Annotated in this window: 24 protein-coding genes; 4 read left to right on the plus strand and 20 right to left on the minus strand. The window is 34.8% G+C overall.

The features are described 5' to 3' along the window. Window positions 1–152: 152 nt before the first annotated feature. From ACS127_RS03925 to ACS127_RS03960, 8 genes are all read right to left on the minus strand, one after another. Complete coding sequence (locus ACS127_RS03925; RefSeq protein ID WP_066189382.1) at window positions 153–698, minus strand: hypothetical protein; 546 nt, start codon at window positions 696–698, stop codon at window positions 153–155. Between the two features lie 70 nt (window positions 699–768). After that, on the minus strand, window positions 769–1,005 hold the full coding sequence (locus ACS127_RS03930) for a YdbC family protein (protein ID WP_066189379.1): 237 nt from the start codon (window positions 1,003–1,005) through the stop codon (window positions 769–771). Window positions 1,006–1,026: 21 nt separating this feature from the next. Beyond that, window positions 1,027–3,285: a VirD4-like conjugal transfer protein, CD1115 family gene (locus ACS127_RS03935; RefSeq protein ID WP_440897125.1), complete on the minus strand. Its 2,259-nt coding sequence runs from the start codon at window positions 3,283–3,285 to the stop codon at window positions 1,027–1,029. 34 nt (window positions 3,286–3,319) lie between these two features. Beyond that, window positions 3,320–4,360, minus strand: a complete 1,041-nt coding sequence (locus ACS127_RS03940; protein ID WP_440897126.1) for a toprim domain-containing protein — start codon at window positions 4,358–4,360, stop codon at window positions 3,320–3,322. Beyond that, window positions 4,353–4,997, minus strand: a complete 645-nt coding sequence (locus ACS127_RS03945) for a hypothetical protein (protein ID WP_066189369.1) — start codon at window positions 4,995–4,997, stop codon at window positions 4,353–4,355. Before ACS127_RS03945 ends, ACS127_RS03940 begins: the two co-directional genes overlap by 8 nt. Window positions 4,998–5,084: 87 nt before the next feature. Further along, on the minus strand, window positions 5,085–5,264 hold the full coding sequence (locus tag ACS127_RS03950) for a hypothetical protein (RefSeq protein ID WP_066189366.1): 180 nt from the start codon (window positions 5,262–5,264) through the stop codon (window positions 5,085–5,087). Between the two features lie 39 nt (window positions 5,265–5,303). After that, complete coding sequence (locus ACS127_RS03955; RefSeq protein WP_066189364.1) at window positions 5,304–5,537, minus strand: pilin; 234 nt, start codon at window positions 5,535–5,537, stop codon at window positions 5,304–5,306. A 35-nt stretch (window positions 5,538–5,572) separates the two neighbouring features. Beyond that, window positions 5,573–5,848, minus strand: coding sequence for a hypothetical protein (locus tag ACS127_RS03960; RefSeq protein ID WP_077706725.1), 276 nt, complete (start codon window positions 5,846–5,848; stop codon window positions 5,573–5,575). 456 nt (window positions 5,849–6,304) lie between these two features. Between ACS127_RS03960 and ACS127_RS03965 the strand changes: the two genes are divergently transcribed. The 3 genes from ACS127_RS03965 to ACS127_RS03975 all read left to right on the plus strand — a co-directional run bounded on the left by ACS127_RS03965 (window position 6,305) and on the right by ACS127_RS03975 (window position 7,976). Beyond that, entirely contained in the window at window positions 6,305–6,520 is a 216-nt protein-coding gene (locus ACS127_RS03965; protein WP_066189362.1) for a hypothetical protein, read from the plus strand. Next, window positions 6,521–6,841 carry a YolD-like family protein gene (locus tag ACS127_RS03970; RefSeq protein ID WP_066189359.1) on the plus strand — a complete coding sequence of 107 codons (321 nt, stop codon included), beginning with the start codon at window positions 6,521–6,523 and terminating at the stop codon, window positions 6,839–6,841. 295 nt (window positions 6,842–7,136) lie between these two features. Then, window positions 7,137–7,976 (plus strand): tyrosine-type recombinase/integrase, encoded by an 840-nt coding sequence (locus ACS127_RS03975; protein WP_066189356.1) that lies wholly within the window; start codon window positions 7,137–7,139, stop codon window positions 7,974–7,976. A gap of 168 nt (window positions 7,977–8,144) precedes the next feature. Here the strand turns inward: ACS127_RS03975 and ACS127_RS03980 are convergent, their stop codons facing one another. From ACS127_RS03980 to ACS127_RS04030, 11 genes are all read right to left on the minus strand, one after another. After that, complete coding sequence (locus ACS127_RS03980; RefSeq protein WP_066189353.1) at window positions 8,145–8,996, minus strand: AraC family transcriptional regulator; 852 nt, start codon at window positions 8,994–8,996, stop codon at window positions 8,145–8,147. Window positions 8,997–9,456: 460 nt separating this feature from the next. Beyond that, on the minus strand, window positions 9,457–10,047 hold the full coding sequence (locus tag ACS127_RS03985) for a DUF1989 domain-containing protein (RefSeq protein WP_066189330.1): 591 nt from the start codon (window positions 10,045–10,047) through the stop codon (window positions 9,457–9,459). A 481-nt stretch (window positions 10,048–10,528) separates the two neighbouring features. Beyond that, complete coding sequence (locus ACS127_RS03990; RefSeq protein ID WP_440897127.1) at window positions 10,529–11,236, minus strand: Crp/Fnr family transcriptional regulator; 708 nt, start codon at window positions 11,234–11,236, stop codon at window positions 10,529–10,531. Window positions 11,237–11,300: 64 nt separating this feature from the next. Beyond that, the gene (locus tag ACS127_RS03995; RefSeq protein WP_066189344.1) at window positions 11,301–11,534 is read right to left on the minus strand and encodes a heavy-metal-associated domain-containing protein; all 234 of its coding nucleotides are present in this window, start codon (window positions 11,532–11,534) and stop codon (window positions 11,301–11,303) included. 66 nt (window positions 11,535–11,600) lie between these two features. Then, entirely contained in the window at window positions 11,601–11,900 is a 300-nt protein-coding gene (locus ACS127_RS04000) for a hypothetical protein (protein WP_440897128.1), read from the minus strand. A gap of 47 nt (window positions 11,901–11,947) precedes the next feature. Then, the gene (locus ACS127_RS04005) at window positions 11,948–12,181 is read right to left on the minus strand and encodes a heavy-metal-associated domain-containing protein (RefSeq protein ID WP_066189340.1); all 234 of its coding nucleotides are present in this window, start codon (window positions 12,179–12,181) and stop codon (window positions 11,948–11,950) included. A 193-nt stretch (window positions 12,182–12,374) separates the two neighbouring features. Next, entirely contained in the window at window positions 12,375–14,228 is a 1,854-nt protein-coding gene (locus ACS127_RS04010) for a heavy metal translocating P-type ATPase (RefSeq protein WP_440897129.1), read from the minus strand. A gap of 352 nt (window positions 14,229–14,580) precedes the next feature. After that, window positions 14,581–14,781, minus strand: coding sequence for a hypothetical protein (locus ACS127_RS04015; RefSeq protein ID WP_058950415.1), 201 nt, complete (start codon window positions 14,779–14,781; stop codon window positions 14,581–14,583). Window positions 14,782–15,376: 595 nt separating this feature from the next. Further along, complete coding sequence (locus tag ACS127_RS04020; protein ID WP_440897130.1) at window positions 15,377–15,574, minus strand: hypothetical protein; 198 nt, start codon at window positions 15,572–15,574, stop codon at window positions 15,377–15,379. 19 nt (window positions 15,575–15,593) lie between these two features. Continuing rightward, window positions 15,594–15,803 carry a helix-turn-helix transcriptional regulator gene (locus tag ACS127_RS04025; protein WP_440897131.1) on the minus strand — a complete coding sequence of 70 codons (210 nt, stop codon included), beginning with the start codon at window positions 15,801–15,803 and terminating at the stop codon, window positions 15,594–15,596. Between the two features lie 209 nt (window positions 15,804–16,012). After that, window positions 16,013–16,843 carry a hypothetical protein gene (locus ACS127_RS04030; RefSeq protein WP_440897132.1) on the minus strand — a complete coding sequence of 277 codons (831 nt, stop codon included), beginning with the start codon at window positions 16,841–16,843 and terminating at the stop codon, window positions 16,013–16,015. A gap of 289 nt (window positions 16,844–17,132) precedes the next feature. Here ACS127_RS04030 and ACS127_RS04035 point away from each other — a divergent pair, with 289 nt between their 5' ends. After that, window positions 17,133–17,561, plus strand: coding sequence for a GNAT family N-acetyltransferase (locus ACS127_RS04035; protein ID WP_440897133.1), 429 nt, complete (start codon window positions 17,133–17,135; stop codon window positions 17,559–17,561). Window positions 17,562–17,616: 55 nt separating this feature from the next. On the opposite strand, the gene ACS127_RS04040 is transcribed toward ACS127_RS04035, so the two are convergent. Further along, on the minus strand, window positions 17,617–18,090 hold the full coding sequence (locus tag ACS127_RS04040; RefSeq protein WP_010529233.1) for an Hsp20/alpha crystallin family protein: 474 nt from the start codon (window positions 18,088–18,090) through the stop codon (window positions 17,617–17,619). Window positions 18,091–18,094 lie beyond the last annotated feature (4 nt).

Raw genomic sequence — 18,094 nt, forward strand, 5'->3', positions numbered from 1 at the left:
TTATAAATTATCGTTTGGTTATTAAGCTACAGTATTACGCAACGTTAATGTCAAATATAAACTAGTTTTTTGATAAAATAGCTCAATCGTATTAAGGAATAAAACAATTCCTTAGAGTAAATATCTGATATTAGTTTTGCATATATTAAATATCAATAACTTAATTCAATATTATTTTGCTCCGCAAAATCCAATGCACTAGCAATCCCTGCATCTATATCATCCATGTATTTCATAAAGCTAGTTTCATAGCCGTCATCTCCATTTGCTGTGCCTTCAATTAATGATTGAGATAACAGTGTTTCTCTTGGATTTTTCATTACACCACCATCTTCAATTAGAACCAATCCATCATCTTTTGGCTCCCATACATCCCCTTTATAGTCAGAAGGGGTATATTTTTCACCTAATTGATCAAGGGTGTCTTGACTTTCCCCATCGAAATTCACATAAAAAGCCGTCTGTTCTTCTTTGTTCAATGACTTATCAAATGCCTCTACTAGTTCCGATTTTTCCACATCTTCCTTACTTGCTGAGAATGTTACTAAAAGAAATGATTCTTCATTATCTAATTTTTCCTTTAACTCTTTTAGAGTCATTTCATTCATGCCAACTTCTGCTTTATTGCCACACGCACTTAAAACAAGTAGAAATGACAATAAAATCAAGCTGAACCACCATCTTTTTTTCATCTTCACCCATCAACTCCATTTTTGTTCATTTTTTTCAGTATAACAATAATGGTCTGCGGTAGAAAATATTTGCCTATTATATATGAAGTGCTTCTGGTAAAGTGTCATACAGTATTTTCAGTTCTTCTTTGGTAAAAGTGAACCCCTTACCAACCCTTGTTTTATCAGGGTTCCACCACCTCACGTCAAACTTTGGATTATCTCCATTCCAACTAATCAAATTCAGCTCTTTTGCCCAGCCTCCTTGGCTTCTATGCAATACAACAATTTCCTCAATAACTTCCCAATCCACACGATAGCTCTTTTCCTTCATTCAAAACAATCTCCTCCCTCTTTAATTTGCGCTAATAGCCTTTTGTATTAACGCTTCCTCTTCATTTTCTTGTTCACTTTCATTTTTTTGCTTCCTCAGTTCAAGTTGGTGTTCCATTCTCTCATTTATTTTTTCTTGCCAGCTAGACACAGTATCCTCTGGCAAATATTTATATACCGGTTCCATCAATTTCAAGTGCAATGCTTCAAGATTTGGATGATAGACAAGGTAACTTAAATAATGTAAAAATGACCATTCTTCCACTTCCAGCATTTGTTTTTGCAATGTACTTCTATCTTTTTGCGACAGCCCTTCTACTTGCATTAAATTACGTTTCAGTCTTATAAAGTCATCGGATTCCATTACATCTGCCATTCGTAAATATAAATCGTCCCGTACTTTGGCTGAATATACCATTTCATTTAAATTCATTTCATAATAAGCATCAGAAGCAATCGGCAAGGATAGAATGGACTTGCTTGTATCAAAATCATTTGCTAGGTATTCATAACGGAATTTCTGCTTCGTTTGGACTTTATTAAAAATCGGTTTCGGTTCAATTTTTCTTCGTTTCGTATCTTGTCGTTTGTTTACTCGAATCACAACGGATTGTCCTTCTTGTAATCTCATCAATTCATCTGAGGTCAACAATGCCCTCTCCTTGGTTGATTCACTATGCGATTTATCAAACGAATGCAATTCCCCACTTCGACTCACATCTGTAATCGTTCTTGTTCCCAACATACTCGAATAATGTTCGGCAGTGCTTTTATCTTCCGTTAGAATATATATTTGATTGGAACAGTTTCCAATGATGGTGTCTGATTCTTCGCCATACATTGATTTAACCTGGGAGTAAGCTTGGATAATTAAGTGATAGCGAAAACCTCGCCCAGCACCAACTGTCACCATTCCGGCCATTCCCTCAATCGTTGGCATATTTCCAAATTCATCTAATAGGAAGTGAACATTTCGCTTCATTTTCCCGCTCTGGCTTTTTGTTGCTTTCTCAGAATTTATTCTATAAAGTTGACTGATTAAAATGCTTGCCAATACCTCATTTGACTTATCAGAATCAGGTGTTGCTATGAATAATGCAATTGGTTTATCACCAAACCCTATATCCGTTAGATCCAAACTATTATACCCAGTTACTTTCGCATTCGGTTCTAACGTAAATATCTGCAATTTATCCATGGCCACACTGAAAATACTTCCTCTTGTATTTCCTGTCGCGAAGTTCGATGTCGCATACATCATTCTTGCTGGATTATTTTCATCTCTTGCTTGAAAAAACAAATCCAAGGCATTATTTCCTTCCTCGTCATTGTCACTTCCTTTTGTTGAAAGGAAGTTTGCTACGGAATACATCGTCACCCGTTCTTCTTTTCCTTGAGTGACCATATCCTCTGTTAATGCAAGGATAATTGCAGTCACAAGTGATTTTGCACTGTTTGACCAGAAAGGATCTTTGGCGTTTGGATCATGGTATAAGCTATATGCAACACTGTTAGCATATTTCTGTGCATCACTATGAAGCCCTTTCCTCCATGAATCAATCACCAACTGTAAAGGATTGAAGCCCATACTCATATCATGCTGAATTAGATTGAACACATGGACATCATATCCCCGTTCTATCAACGTTTCATAAGAAGCACCAGCTAGCTCACCTTTTGGATCATTGATAACCATCGAAGGTTTTTCACTCGCTCTGCTTTGTACATCTATCATTGGCACAACAAATGTTTCACCCTTACCACTACGAGTAATACCAATCACCATCGTATGGACTGGGGCATCATCAATTAATAATTGATAGTTATTACCTTCATGTAATCCAGCAATAATTGTACCGCCTTTCCCCTCATATTCTTTTATTTTTGATGGAATACTTAAATATTGTTTTTTCATATTCTTCACTTTTTCAAATTCGTTGGTTCCGTGTTGACCTTTGTTAATCGATTGATAGTTCATTTTCACATTGTATAGGAGTTTCAATACACTGATCCCAATCAATATATAAAATCCCACATAAAACTCTATCCACTCGTATTGGAAAATGAAAAAGTAATGCCAATCGACAGAGAATGTATGGAAATTTACCTTTTCTGAATTCGTTGCAAAACCTTCCACTAAATGTAATACTTGTTGCAAAAAATGTAACAGGAAGTTCGCAACGAAAAATCCTACAACAGCAATACATACTATAAAGAAACTTATGGTTTTCCAATCGCTTAAACGTTCTGTTAATGACTTTTTATCATTGGCATGCTGCATCTTTTACTCCTTTCTTTACAGATCATCATCATTTTTATGATAATGATATTTCATTTACATTTTGTTTAGTCTGCTCCAACTGATTCGTATCTTGTAAATATCTTTTGGTGAATTGCTCTCGGTTACCTTGTAAAAATTCGTTTGCATCTTGATAGCCGTCACTATAACGGAATAACGAAACATTTTCACCTAGACCTTCCTTTTCTAGTGCAAAAACAAGTTTTCTTGTTGCTTTCCAGCCTGCTTTATCATCATCCATTGCCACTAGAATATGCTTATCTGTAAATGTATCTTTGTTCTCCCGGATATATGCTTGCACTTGCCGTGTTTTAGATGCACCTGTTAATGCAATAAATCCACAATGTTCATCTACTTCACGAAAAGAAAGAGCATCCAACAATGATTCGCTAAATACAACCGTCTTTGTTTCCTCTGGAATCTCAATAAAAAAATCCTTCGTGTCTTTAGAAGGATTCATGATTAACTGTATTTCTTTGGGCTCCAGTGTTGGATCAATACTAGAACGTAACAACACTCGATCTAAAATGTTACTTTTATCATAAAGAGAAAAAACCAAATTTCGCTTACACATCCAGCTATTGTTAGAGTAATCTTTTCCTAACAAGCTACTTGTTTTTTTGAAAAAGTATTTTGCCACCTCTTTATTTTGTAAATCAACAATATGTTTTCTTGCTGTTTCTTTTGATAATCCACGGTAGCCATTATCTAGTGCTTCACTTTTAAACCCTGTTTTGGCAAAAGAAAAGAGCCTCATCGACCAAGTTAATGCTTCTTTTTGGTCATCTGAAAGGCTCGGATAGGTTTCTTGCATCTTTCCTATTTCGGGATGTAAGCTCTTTTTCTCCTGGAACTGTAATAGCATTCGTTCTCCACAATGATTCTCACGGTTGCATTGAATAAAGTTTGTGTTGTTCTTATATATAAATGCCTCATGTTCGTTGCATTCTGGACAATTACAGATATAATAACGTCCTTTATCTTCTGCATTCAGCTCATCTAGCGCATTTTCGATATTTTGATAAACCAACCTTTTATACAAACTTTGTTTATGCATTTTCACCACCCTCAAGCATCCTTCGTATTTTCACGGCATATCTTTGGACAATCGGCTCAATGACTTTCACTTCTACTTCTTCATCCGTATCTAGCATTGTGCCCTCAAACAATAAGTGATGGTAACAATGGTGAAACGATTGGATTAATTCATTATGGAGCTGGTATGCTTTTTGAAATCCTTTATCAACTACGAAAGTTTCCCCAAACAATTTATCTTCTAGCCTTTGATACGCCATATTGTGTATCATCAATATGTTAATACGTTGTTCCTGTAGTGATTGATAATTGGTCACTACATGAGTAATGATCCTTTTAAAGTTTTTATCGTTATTCATATATGATTTTAGCTCTATATCGTCACCTACTCTATCAATCACAGCATCAAAACTAGTACGTATTGCAGTCATCACATGTTCCATTTCTGCAAAGATGCTTGTTTCAATAATAGGACTAATTCCATTGTAGAGTGATTTTAATTGTTCATTGTTTAAGTCTAACGGGATGCTTCGTTTCGATGGATCACACATCACTTTACAGAAACGAATTTCAAATGCTGAATATGGATCAACAGATTTTCCATGAACAGTATTATTCTTTGTATTTGAGGACTTTTTAGTTACTTCTTCTACTTCCACCAATTTCACCTCACGTCTATATCCAATTCGTATTGTTCATGCAAGGCTTCTCCATTAAAGAGAAGCCATAAACTATAACTGACTCCCTTATAGTGCTATAAAGTTTTGCACACAAACCGATTCATCCAACTCTTGTTTTTCAGCAATCGCTTGTTCCATAGATCGAATGTCATCAATATTTTGAATGGGTTCAGTTAAGGTAACATCAATGTTTCCCCACCCTTCCGAATAAATGTAACTTACAAAATACTTGTGCTCTTTCGCCATTGTTCAAACACCTCCTGAATGCAAAAAATAATTCAGACATTAAAATCCAACAACACGTCCTCCCATCCAACTAACAAGGCTCGCTGCTAAATAAACAATGCCAAAACCAATGGCAACATTAACCATCCAACCAGTGTACAATTCCTTCTTTTGAGGATCTTTTGCAAAAGTCCACAGTAGACCAATGACAACAAGTACTAGCCCTGCTAGAACTGGTGCAACTGGTTTAATTCCATCAGTTATATTTGTGATTGTTTGAATTGCATCTTGCATAGATTTTCAACTCCTTTCCCTTCAAGTAGTTGTCTTTAGGATTGCTTAGCTACCTCTGTAATTTGTTTTCGATTATGAACATTAAAATTCAAGATAATTTCCTGATGTTGCATATGAAGCCACTCATAATAAGATTCACCATTTGCTTCTACAATTTCTTTTGCCAATGCTTCAAATTCTTTAAAGGCAGTTGGTTTTGTTGGTTTCTTCTTTTTTGATTGTGAAGCCTTCTTTTGTGAATCAGGTGAATGTTTCTCTTTAACTTTCAATGTTTCGACTTGTTGATTTTCCTTTTGTGTATGATCAGACATTCTGTTTCACCTCCTAAAAAAGAGCAAAATAAAAACTCTTTTCTCGTAAAAGAAAAGAGTTTTTAGGAAGTATCAAACTTCCTGATACTAATACTTTAACACCGTTTTTATGGAATTTGGTTCGTCATTTGTTCGGTAAATGTTCGCAAAAAGTTCGTAAATCATATTAATTTTAATGGTTATTGGCAGACTTCATTGTAATGGATGTATCCAAGTGGTTAAAGCAAGATCATCTGTAGTTATCAGTGAATTTCATACTTTGGCTCATGAAAAATGTTTTCATTTGATTAGAGTGTCGAAGAAGGACTGCGGAAGACTTGAATGCATAGTAATAACATATTTAAAATGAAAAGCTATCCAATAGGACGGCTTATTTTTTTGTTTACATTATACAATTATTTGCTATAATAAGAACAAGTGTTCCAAAAGAAGATTCCTATTATGGGAGGGTTCAACATGAAGACATTGTTTTTAAACTCAATTGAAATTAAAGAAAAGATTGTTATTTTTTATATGGATAGCAATAATAAGGTCACACAGCGTTATATAAGGGTACTGCAGGTACATGATAATTACATACTTGCGTATTGTTATTACCGTGAAAAGGTGCGAACATTTAGGTTAGATAATATCCTTTCTGCTGGACCTTCAAGAAAAAGGGTAGGTGCTTAAATGAACGAAAGAGGAACAATCAAATGGACATCACTAATGCTGCCAGAACATGTCCAAATGTTAAATGAATGGACGGAAGAAGATAATTGGAAAACTAAGCCTATCCTGGATGAACAACAAATAGAAGAAAACAGTATGAAGCTCCAGCTGGCTATACACAATAATTTAACTGTAGAAATTAAGCATTATAAAGATCGTTATTTTCATATGGCTAAAGGGAAACTGTATAAAATTGATATCGTGAATAAATACATCAAAATTGATAACGAAGAACGTACTAAAATTAATTTGAATGATCTAATAGATGTCGCTATTGATTAACCCCCAGTGCATAAAGGGGTTAATTTTTTGTCTTTCAAAATAATCATCCACAATCTTAACTAAATCCTCAATACCCTGCTATTTTGCTTCCAGGTTCATTTTGTATCCGTCCTTCCATAGAGATCATCGACTTAATACAACAATTCAGCGAGTTTCACAACTTTATTGAATAACTCATATTAATTTAATTTGATCATTAATTTTTATTACATTCATCGTAATTGTAAAAATAGTTATTTAATTCTACTTATCTGGTAAAAATGTATAACAAAGATCAATATGGGAGTGAATTTTATTGTTGATGTCTGAAGCTGCAAAATCTTATGAATCTGATAAAAGAATTGAAGGATTTTCGCCACAAACATTGATTGCTTATAAGCTTCAAGCAAAGTTGTTAATGAATTATTTTGGCAACACCAAAATAAAGCACATTACAACCCAGCATCTAAAGCAGTATTTAGGTGAATCAAGCAAAGAATTGAAACCATCGAGTTTGTCTCATCGAATAAGGTTTATTCGATCTTTATTTCGTTGGTCACACGAGGAAGGAATTATTGAGACTAATCCTGCTAGTAAAATAAAAGAACCAAAAGTTGGTAAACGTATTCCAAAGTTTTTAACAGAAAGAGAGATTGAACATTTAAGAGATGCTTGCTTTACCTCAATGGAGAAAGCCTTATTTGAATATATGTTTTCTACAGGATGTCGAATTGGAGAAATTGTTACACTTGACCGAAATAGTATTAACTGGGGAAGTCAATCCGCAATTGTTCGGGGGAAGGGAGATAAGGAGAGAGAGGTATATTTCAATATACGTTGTGATATTTGGCTAAAAAAATACCTCGATAGACGAGATGATAATGATCCAGCTATATTTGTCACGGAGCGCAATCCACATAGAATGAGCATAGCTCAAATGAGATACGTCATTAAACGTATCTCTAATCGGGCTGGAATTAATAAAATCATCCACCCCCACCAATTAAGGCACAGTTACGCAACTCATCTATTGAACAATGGAGCCCCACTTGAAGTTATACAAAGTTTGCTGGGACACGAGAAAAGCGAAACAACACGAATCTATGCTCAATTAACTGGGAGGCTGCGACAAGAGTTTTATAGAAAATACTTTTAGAGGTTAAAGAGCAACAAGATATTGCGTTGCTCTTTTCAATTTTTGCACCAATATAGTTGAAAATGAAAAAGAGACTTTCATTTCAGAATCGCGCCCGATCGTATTGCGGATTAAAATAATTTCTTGAAGCAGTGGATTCATGATGAAATCCACTGCTTATATAGGTTCCTATTTTACAGGGATCCAGATTTCTGAATATAAATCAGGACTGGATGGATTTTCATCTGAATATACCTCTAGTTCTGGTGCACCTGCATGTTTGTAACCACTTGAAGGAAACCATTCTGAAAAAATTTGTTTCCACGCTTTTTGCATAGCATCCGGCATCGGCCCGTGAACCTCAAATACGGCCCATTTGGATTCGGGGATTTCCAAAGTTGATAATCCATTAGGAGCACTGCCCTCGTGTGCTGTACCTATCCAATAATCAATGGACCCGGAATCTATTTCAACACATACACCCACTACACCTTCAACTGGACCATTGTTCAATTTAAACAATCGCTCGTCTGTGCCCTCTCCGTTTATCTTATCCCACATTTTGGGGATACCCACTAGGTTCTCCTCATTAACCAGTGAAAATTCCTGTTTAAACCCCACAATCTGAAATCCCTCACGTTCAACAATTTTGACCTGCATTGGTTCTGCTCCCTTCAGACTCACCTGTACTACCAGGCGGTTATAAGATTTTAGCTTTCCCGTGTACTTTCGTGCTTCACTTGGTGTTACACCATGTTGCCGCCTGAAGGCCTTCGAGAAAGCTTCAGGAGTGTCGTAACCATATTCGTAGGCGATATCAATAATCTTTGTGTTTGATCTTGTTAACTCATAGGCAGCTAATGTTAGGCGACGACGTCTAAGATATTCACCAACAGATATATCAGTTAATATCGCAAATGTACGCTGAAAGTGAAAAACCGAAAAGTTAGCCTGTTGGGCAATGTTTTCTATCGGAAGGTCATCAAGTAAATGATCTTCCATATAGTCTATTGCTGCCTGTAATGATTCAACCCACGTCATGTCACTCACTCCTTATTTAAAATCCTAACAGAGCATCATCAATTAATCCTGTCTTTCCGTGCTTTGGTCGGACAGTATTTTTGAGTTAGTTAAGCTAACTGGCCCGTTTTTTGAAAAGATTATCAGACCACACTCTTAAACTAAACTACCAAATGGCACAATAAAAGGCGACTGCTCTTATTATGTTATCGCACCAGTTCGTTTAAGTACATCATTTCACAAAGTTTATTTTCCGATAAACGAAACTGTAAAAATTAAACCTTTCATTACGAAGATTGCCAATGGAAATAACGAAGTAAATAAGGATATAATTATTTTCGCTTTTTCACGCTCAAAATTAGCTTTGAACAAAGGGAAAGCTGAAAGAAGCCCTAAAATAAATGTGGATAATGTACCCAACAATAAAAAATTATGGCTGTTTCATTATAAATCCATAAAAACAGAGGTGCGAGGTTATAAATTAATCTATAAATTGAACCAGTACAGGCTTACATCTCCCCGCATTACAAGCCCCTTCTGTAATACTGCAAGCAGAAATCCCTACGATTAAATTCATTTCTGCATTAAATGTGATTTTGCTTCCTGCTTTAGATACAGGTGGCTCAATAATAATTTTTTTGTCCTGTGTGATTGTAGTATTCATAAATATATTCAATGGTTGAATCGAATGAAAGTGAGAAATGCCATATGTCTTTAAACTATCATTAAGATTATCAAAACAATTGCTATGATGGTGGTTCACATTATAGAAATGCTGATAGGTTTCCAGTCGACATGATGGTATCATCATATCATGAACACCAACGTCATCTTCTATGATGGTGAGCATCGGTAAATATTTGTTACTGTATAAAATGTCCCCTGTTGAAAAAAATAACGATTCTTTACAATCTATGGTAACAGGTGCAGAAAAAAATTCATTGAATGCAGAAGCATTTACAGCAAAAAGATCTGCAACCTGCTGCCCTTCAATATCGATAACGGAGAATTTTTCTCCCCTATTTATTTTAAAGGCTTGTCCTGTTTGTTTATCTATCATTAACTCTCGCATTTTGTTTTCCCTTCTAGTTATAATTAGTGTCATACAATTATGTTGCTTAGATGTAAGGCCAAATCATTTTTCAATGGACATAAACACTCTTCAATTAGCCCCATTACTTAATATATTCGATAAAAAAGTGTTAACTCTTGTTAAATTAACGCACCATTTACTTTAAGTACACTAATTCACAATCCAAATTATAATTTTAACATAAATTTCCAATTCCTTAGCTATTTATCAGAGGAATTCGCTAAGTTATTAGGGAGTTGTTCTGCTAAATAATGAAGTTGACACAAAATTATGTCATCTTGGTAAAATAAGTGCCAAATAAGGAGCCATTTTTCTTTCTTTTTTGTAGATAGACATTGTTAAACCAACAAAAATTAGCAATCCATTTTATATGCTAATTGGATTGCTAAAAGGTTTGTTATTTTATGTTTTGTACTATTAAACTTAACCCGTTAGATGATGGCACGCTACTCTCTTATATTTATTCAGTATAAAGTAACAATTGATCTAAATCCATTATTTTAATTTTCTTTTTCGGTAACTGTTTAATCAATCCAAGTTCTTCTAGAGTAGTAAATTTACGGCTGATTGTTTCTGGTGTGGTACCAAGATACGAGGCTAAATCCTTTTTGGACATTGGTAAGATAATCGTTGGACTATTGCCACTTCCCTTTTCAACATTCTCAGCTAAAAAGGATATAATGCGGGTTTCTACATTTTCAATCGCTACTTGTGTGGTTTGTTTTTCAGAATCCTTCAAACGCATCGTTACTTCTGACAGTATTTTTAATGAGATCTGCGGATATTCCACCAAATACTCTTGTAAATCCTCTCGTTTAATTAAACAAATGGATGTATTTTGTAGTGCTTCCGCATAGTTCTCATGAATACTTCCAGGTTGGAAAATGGCGACTTCACCTGTAAAATCACCGGGATTTAAAATGCGAACAAGTTGTTCTTTTCCAGAATCCGATAAGCGGTAAATCCGAGCCTTACCTGAATTGATAATATATAAGGTATCATCTTTCTCACCTGCACGGAATAACATTTCCCCTTTTTGTAGATGAAGTGTCTTGGCAGATTCCGCAATCAAATCCATTTGTGAGTCTTCCAGATGGTTGAAAATGGGAACAATACGAATACATTCTGCATGTCCATGTTGGTGATGACAACATTGGTTTTGTTCCAAAATAACCTCTCCTTTTTATAAAAAGCTTAAGAGGGCATCTTAGGCTTCCTTTCTATTCACTCGATTAAGCAGGTTTTACCTTTGATTTGACAACAGGATATCCTAAGTCTTCAATTGCCTCTTCGATATCGTTAATAACGACTGCTTCTGAATCAAAATCTACTTTTACTTTACTAGCATTGAACATTACCTTCAAGCTATCTTGATTCACACCGTTTATTCCTTTCACCGCATTTTCAATCTTTTGGAGACAAGATGGGCAAGATAAGGTTTCTAATTGAATCGTTGCTTTTTGCATAAATCATTTCTCCCTTCATTTTTTAACGACCGTAAACCAATTTATTCTTTTGTTTTTGGGTTACTTTTAAGCCTGATATGCTTTGTCTACTTCTGATAACATTTCGTAGGTGCCTGCATATGTTTCACATACATCTCCAGGAATGGCGTAGTTGTCTGTGATTTTTCGTAACTGAGCAAATTCAACATCCAAGTCTGGTTTGTTTGCACCAGCATCTTTTACCCTTTTACTGAGTTTTTCAAATAGTTCACGTACTTCAAAGGCTTCTGGATGGTTCTTACCATGGGCCCGTGTAATCGCAGTAGTGTATAAATCCAGTTTTTCAAAATGGTTTGTTATTACTTCGTTAAATGTTTGTTCAGACATTATTATTTCCCTCTTTCTATATATAATTTTTGTTATGTGTGTTTGTCTTAGGCAGATTTTACTTTTGATTTAACAACGGGATATCCTAAGTCTTCAATTGCCTTTTTGATATCGTTAACGGTGATCGTTTCTGAATCAAAATCTACTTTTACTTTACTGGCATTGAATAATACTTTTAAGCTATCTTGATTAACCCCATTTAATCCTTTCACCGCATTTTCAATCTTTTGCATACAAGATGGACAAGATAATGTTTCTAATTGAATAACTGCTTTTTGCATGAATTATTTCTCCTTTCATCTTATCTTTGACTTTTTTGTTTTCCCTCTTCTTCTTTACAATTTAAGTATAGCTGAGGTTCAACGAAATGAAATTGACGCAAATCAAGTTTTAAGAAAAAAGTAGGGGAGTATTTTGTTCTTCCTACCTGAATACTTCCCCTTTATCATTCGTCAAGACCGCTTTCTATTAAATTTATCCTCTCAAACGGTATCGAAGCAATCTCATACCATTCAAGATGACTACTAAGATACTTGCTTCGTGAACCAACATCCCGATTGACATATTCATCCATTCACTAAATAGTAGGCTAGCAAGTAAGACTAATACCACACCAACTGCTATGGTGATGTTCTGTTTCATGTTTCTTGAAGTTAATTTTGTTAAGCCTAATGCGTGTGGTAAACGACTAAAGTCAGAATTCATTAAAACGACATCCGATGTTTCAATTGCAACATCTGTTCCACTTCCCATTGCGATTCCGATATCTGCTAAGGCTAATGAAGGACTATCATTCACTCCGTCACCGACAAAGGCAATGAGTTGGCCTTTTGCTTGCATTTTTTCAATATATGCGGATTTTCCTTCTGGAAGCATATGACCGTGTGCTTCTGTTAATCCAAGTTCTCGAGCAACTAAATCTACGGTTCCTTGGTTGTCCCCTGAAAGAACGACTAGGTTTTTGACTCCAAGTTTTTTTAGGTTTTGAAGATCTTTTTTAACACCTGGACGGATTTGATCCCGAATACCCATCAGAACGTTTAATTCTCCGTCGACCGCAGTTAACACAAGAGAATTCCCATTTTTCTCAAAGCGTTCGACGTCTTTTTTAGCTTTTTCGCTTAATTTCACATTTTCCTTTTCCATTAAAGCTACGTTACCAACGGCTATACGATGAACACCTATTTTTGCTACAATTCCGCCACCTTTAACGACTTCGGTTTCTTCAACAGTAGAGAAAGTTGTCTCGCCAATATCCTGTAGGACAGCTTTCGCTAGTGGGTGGTCCGATTCACGCTCCACACTTGCTAAATATCCTAGAACCTCTTCAGTATTTTTTCCGTAAAATTCTTTTTCGGCAACTTCAGGGTTTCCTACTGTCAATGTTCCTGTTTTATCAAAAACGATAGTATCTACTCTGCTAAAGTCATTGATAACTTCACTACCTTTTAGGAGGACACCATTACGTGCACCGTTTCCGATACCGGCAACGTTGGATACAGGTACCCCGATAACTAATGCACCTGGACATCCTAAAACAAGAATCGTGATAGCTAGTTCAATATCTTTTGAGAAAAACCAAACAATAAAACCAAGGACTAACACAGCTGGTGTATAGTATTTTGAGAATCGGTCAATGAAACGTTCTGCTTCTGATTTGGAATCCTGTGCTTCTTCCACTAATTCGATAATTCTACCAAATGTTGTATCTTCCCCTACACGGTCAGATCGAATTTGAATCGTTCCATTTTCTAAGATTGTTCCCGCAAATACTTCAGAATCGACCCTTTTGCTTACTGGAACAGACTCTCCGGTAATACTTGCTTCATTGATGTGACCTTCACCTGTTAACACGGTTCCATCTACGGGGACTTTTGCACCCGTTTTGACTAATAAAATGTCACCTTCATCTACATCATCGACATCAACTTCTTCAAATTCTCCATTTTCCATTTGCTTTAAAGCACTTTCTGGTGCCAGCTCTGTTAATTCTTTAATGGCAGAACGTGTTTTGTTCAAGGTACGTTGCTCCAAGTAAGAACCAAATAAGAATAAGAAAGTAACGATGGCTGATTCCTCATAATTTTGAATCAATACTGCCCCAATTACTGCAATGGTAACTAAAACATCAATACTGACAACTTTTACTTTTAATGCCTGAAAGGCTTGAATCGCAATTGGTGCTACACCAAGAATAGATGCAATGATGAGCGACCAATTGAAAATGGCCATGTTGTCTAAGGAAAATCGTCCGAAGAATGCAAGTGCAATCAAAATTGCACTGATCAGTGTAATGGAATTCTTTTTACTTAATATATATCTTTGCATGTTGATTCCCTCCAATTTCATTTTCATTTGTATTCCTTGTTGATGACTCTAGTATAGGATGTTTCTATGAAATAAAAATTGATTCGAATCAAGTTCTATTGTAAAAGTGAAAAATTATAAAAGAACAGCAAAACAAATCCAACTGTTTTACTGAATAACTGAATAACTCTTATATATTATCGAACATACAATCAAAAAAAATCATTATATTGTACATTCTTTATTCAGCAGGCTTTAGAAAAGCATTATAAACAGCAAACTAAACCGCTCGGAAAATATTCTGAGCGGTTTTATCTTAATATTTAATTTTTCTTCCTCAACTAAACTGCCCGATTTGTGAGCAAAAGCTATCTTATTCTTCGATATTTATTAATTCCGCTTTAACTATTTGATATTTCGTTAATTCAACCGTTTGACCATCTTCATTTTCTACAGGAATAAAATCCGTTGTAATACCTGAGTATCTACTGCTAATTGACCCTTCGATTCTTACATTTTTAAACTGCTCTCCAGTTGATACTGTAATGTTGTATACGTGTATCTTTTTCGCCATAATATCCTCTCCTCGTTTTAAAGTCTTTTGCCCCTTAATCTAATTTAGATTTAGTATCAACTCCTCCACAATCTGGCCCTTTTCAGAAGTATAACCCTCTTATTAGATTAGCGCGCCCGTTTATGGAATAGTTTTTTTCAATGTTAACTTGGTATCGTATTATGAAATATTCCTAAACACTAACCGGATAAATAGATATACCGTTAAACCCGTTGAATTAGCTGGGAGGTATGGTATCAATAGCAAACATTGTCAAAACAAAAATGGCAAAAAGAGTAACCCAAGTAATCCAAAATTTCTTCCATCCTTTTTTGGAGAGTGATCCATCTTCGTTTTTCTCCTTATGAGTAACGATAAACAAACAAATAATACCGATAACGCAACTTACGGGGAAAAAATATTGCATGCAATCAGTCCTTTTAATAAACTTTTGACAAAATAACCATGAACAGAAAAACTGTAATGAACGATAATGCAAGCAAAAGATTGAGAACCTGCACTGCCGATAAAGCAATTACTTCTAAATTAAGAAGTGAAATCAAAATAATTTCCAGAACAACCACGGTAAAAAAAGAATAAAACATCGCTTTGTGCCTTATAAATTTGTCCGTTCATCATTTCGCTGAAATTGTGGGGCAAGGTAGCTCAAACAAAAACACATAATAACTAAGGCAATATAGCTGTAACCCGTTAAAGGGAAGGTATCTTCAGCGATAATGTATACCGTAGTATGTAATCCTCCGAATATAATGAAAATAAAACCGATAAATAAATATGCTTTCCGATATCCCATCTATATCCCCCCTTCATATTTATTTCTTTAAATCTTGTTCCTCCAGAATAAAAATACTCTCAATTGTTGTTCCAAAGATTTGGCCTATATGTAAGGCAAGCGGCAAAGAAGGGTTATATTTCCCTTTTTCGATAGATATTACAGTCTGCCTGGAAACACCTAATTTCTCTGCTAAATTGTCTTGTGAATAACCATGTTCTTTTCTTAGATCTTTTAATATGTTTTTCAATTAGCTCATTCCTTTGCTAAGCTTACTTTCATTTTAATGTAAAGTAAACCATACATCAAGCTAACTTTACACATGTGTCGTTCATGTATTATCCCAAATAAAAAGCAACCCCAATTATGGAATTGCACATACATGTATATATGACTCATACTAAATTATAGAAAACCGTTCAGACTTAATTCGGCAACTACGCTCGTTGATAATGACCATTAAAAAATAGGACTATCGATATCTGTTTTACCTTTCGTCGTAATATGGCAGTTAAGGCTTTTTTGAAGGTCACATTCAAAACGGTCACAGACTACGGAATAGTAATTATTTCTATCTTCAAAAATTACCTTCATCACAGTTTCATTTTGTGAAGGCTCAATCTTTTTCACATCTAATGTAGAAGGCGCAATATCTAAATTATACCCTACATTTCTTTTTAAGTTTTCCAAATCAAATTTAGCCCTATTTATTTTTCTTGGTTTCCTGTGAGATGAATCCCTTTTGGATGACTTAATAAAGTCATATGCGGCATTCGAAGCTAGACCGATTAAAAAAGCAATTTCCCAACCGCTTGCCCCTTTTTCAAAATAGGAAATATGTTGTGATTTATATTTAACCTCTATCCCCTGCTCTTCCAGTTCTTCAACCAATTTTATATAATCTTCTTCCTCAAATTGCTCCAAATAATAATACTCCAACTTACCGATGCCTTCTTTATCTTTGGCTTGTTCAGGCACTTCATAATCAAAAGGTATTTCTTTGGCTTTAAATTGTTCTTCCAAACGTAAACCTATTAGTTCGATTAAATCCATAATATCTTCTCTATATTCCACATAAACATCCAAATAGTTTGAGTTTTCATACCCAGATATATTTGCCCTAAAACCATCATTGACTATCCTTGCAACCACCATTTTCACCTTATCATTTAACTTGCTTATCCCTAAAGAAGTATTTATTTTATATGAAGAAGCATATTCTCTGTAATTTTCCATTAGCTTTTCGTCAATATTAACCCAGTATAAATTAACATATGTAGTGTTATACATAAAAACCCCCTTAAAAAGCTTATTAACTAACGCTGTTCGACTTTACACATCAATATTATTGCATTTATAATAGTTCAAATAATCTCTATTTGAAAACTGAGGGATTATTTGACGGTTACTCCGCAACTGCGCCCGTTTATGGCACAGTCACTACCATTTTATCATAAATAAAAATATATAGTTTTTAAATGTAAATTAGTTTACAAAATAATTAAAATATGATATATAAAAAATAATTAGCATACACCTCTTTTAAGTGCCAAAAACTTTCTTTAAAGGAGTGATTGGGATGGTTGCAATGGTTCTTGATAGAAAAAATCCGTCACCTGTTAGGGAGAGTTCAAACTGTATGTTAATTCGTTATAAAAAATGCTACAGAAAAATTGCGATGGGTCTTCTTTCATTCACGTTGAATAAAAGAGATATCAAATCGTTACAAGAAATCATTGACCAATATGAGAATAATCCTAATTGGCATCTTTATCTTTGGAAACAGTCAAATAATATTATAGGAGCAATTGGTTTTAAAATTAAAAGTGACGTAAACGTGATTATCCAACACGTTTCAGTTAATCCTTCCTATAGAAGTGACGGAATTGATTACAAAATGATTCATGCAATAATCAAACAATGTGGTCACAAATATGACATTCTCCCAGTTAATCGAAATCAAAATTTTTTCAATTGGTGTGTTAATAGGCAAATAGTCTATAACTAATAACAACCAAAGAAAAGCCCCGCGAAATTGACCGGGAGGCTTTTCTTGTACAACTTTATTCAATTTCAATTTTACGTGAATTATCCTTCACTGCTTGTTCATCTTTACCCACAGTGATTCTCAGCAATCCATCTTCTAGCTTCGCCTTTACATCATCGGTCTTGGCATTTGCCAAAAAGAGTGAACGCTGCATTGAATCGTAACGTCTCTCTTGATGAATATAGTTGTTATCTTCATCTTTCGTATCAACATTTTCTTCCCGGTTCACCGAGATAGTTAAACGACCTTCATCATTTAACGTGACATCAATATCATTTTTCTTTATCCCTGGAAGTTCAGCATCTACTAAATATTCATTATCTGTTTCCTGAATATCTACCTTGAACGGATCTGTAACAAGGTTTCTTCTGGCCAATGGAAAATCTTTAAAAGCATCATCAAAAAAGTCGTCAATCATGTTAAAAGGGTTTGTTGGTGTCACATTTGATACATTTCGATTTTTTCTATTGAAAGGTATTAAACTTGACATCATG

This window comes from Amphibacillus sp. Q70 (assembly GCF_052055485.1).
In the GTDB taxonomy this organism is placed as follows: domain Bacteria; phylum Bacillota; class Bacilli; order Bacillales; family Amphibacillaceae; genus Amphibacillus.

Coding starts and splice junctions, on each gene's coding strand:
- ACS127_RS03930 (WP_066189379.1), bottom strand. CDS start 1,005: ATGAAGGAAAAGAGCTATCGTGTGGATTGGGAAGTTATTGAGGAAATT.
- ACS127_RS03935 (WP_440897125.1), bottom strand. CDS start 3,285: ATGCAGCATGCCAATGATAAAAAGTCATTAACAGAACGTTTAAGCGAT.
- ACS127_RS03940 (WP_440897126.1), bottom strand. CDS start 4,360: ATGCATAAACAAAGTTTGTATAAAAGGTTGGTTTATCAAAATATCGAA.
- ACS127_RS03950 (WP_066189366.1), bottom strand. CDS start 5,264: ATGGCGAAAGAGCACAAGTATTTTGTAAGTTACATTTATTCGGAAGGG.
- ACS127_RS03955 (WP_066189364.1), bottom strand. CDS start 5,537: ATGCAAGATGCAATTCAAACAATCACAAATATAACTGATGGAATTAAA.
- ACS127_RS03960 (WP_077706725.1), bottom strand. CDS start 5,848: ATGTCTGATCATACACAAAAGGAAAATCAACAAGTCGAAACATTGAAA.
- ACS127_RS03965 (WP_066189362.1), top strand. CDS start 6,305: ATGAAGACATTGTTTTTAAACTCAATTGAAATTAAAGAAAAGATTGTT.
- ACS127_RS03970 (WP_066189359.1), top strand. CDS start 6,521: ATGAACGAAAGAGGAACAATCAAATGGACATCACTAATGCTGCCAGAA.
- ACS127_RS03980 (WP_066189353.1), bottom strand. CDS start 8,996: ATGACGTGGGTTGAATCATTACAGGCAGCAATAGACTATATGGAAGAT.
- ACS127_RS03985 (WP_066189330.1), bottom strand. CDS start 10,047: ATGCGAGAGTTAATGATAGATAAACAAACAGGACAAGCCTTTAAAATA.
- ACS127_RS03995 (WP_066189344.1), bottom strand. CDS start 11,534: ATGCAAAAAGCAACGATTCAATTAGAAACCTTATCTTGCCCATCTTGT.
- ACS127_RS04000 (WP_440897128.1), bottom strand. CDS start 11,900: ATGTCTGAACAAACATTTAACGAAGTAATAACAAACCATTTTGAAAAA.
- ACS127_RS04005 (WP_066189340.1), bottom strand. CDS start 12,181: ATGCAAAAAGCAGTTATTCAATTAGAAACATTATCTTGTCCATCTTGT.
- ACS127_RS04010 (WP_440897129.1), bottom strand. CDS start 14,228: ATGCAAAGATATATATTAAGTAAAAAGAATTCCATTACACTGATCAGT.
- ACS127_RS04015 (WP_058950415.1), bottom strand. CDS start 14,781: ATGGCGAAAAAGATACACGTATACAACATTACAGTATCAACTGGAGAG.
- ACS127_RS04020 (WP_440897130.1), bottom strand. CDS start 15,574: ATGGGATATCGGAAAGCATATTTATTTATCGGTTTTATTTTCATTATA.
- ACS127_RS04030 (WP_440897132.1), bottom strand. CDS start 16,843: ATGTATAACACTACATATGTTAATTTATACTGGGTTAATATTGACGAA.
- ACS127_RS04035 (WP_440897133.1), top strand. CDS start 17,133: ATGGTTGCAATGGTTCTTGATAGAAAAAATCCGTCACCTGTTAGGGAG.
- ACS127_RS04040 (WP_010529233.1), bottom strand. CDS start 18,090: ATGTCAAGTTTAATACCTTTCAATAGAAAAAATCGAAATGTATCAAAT.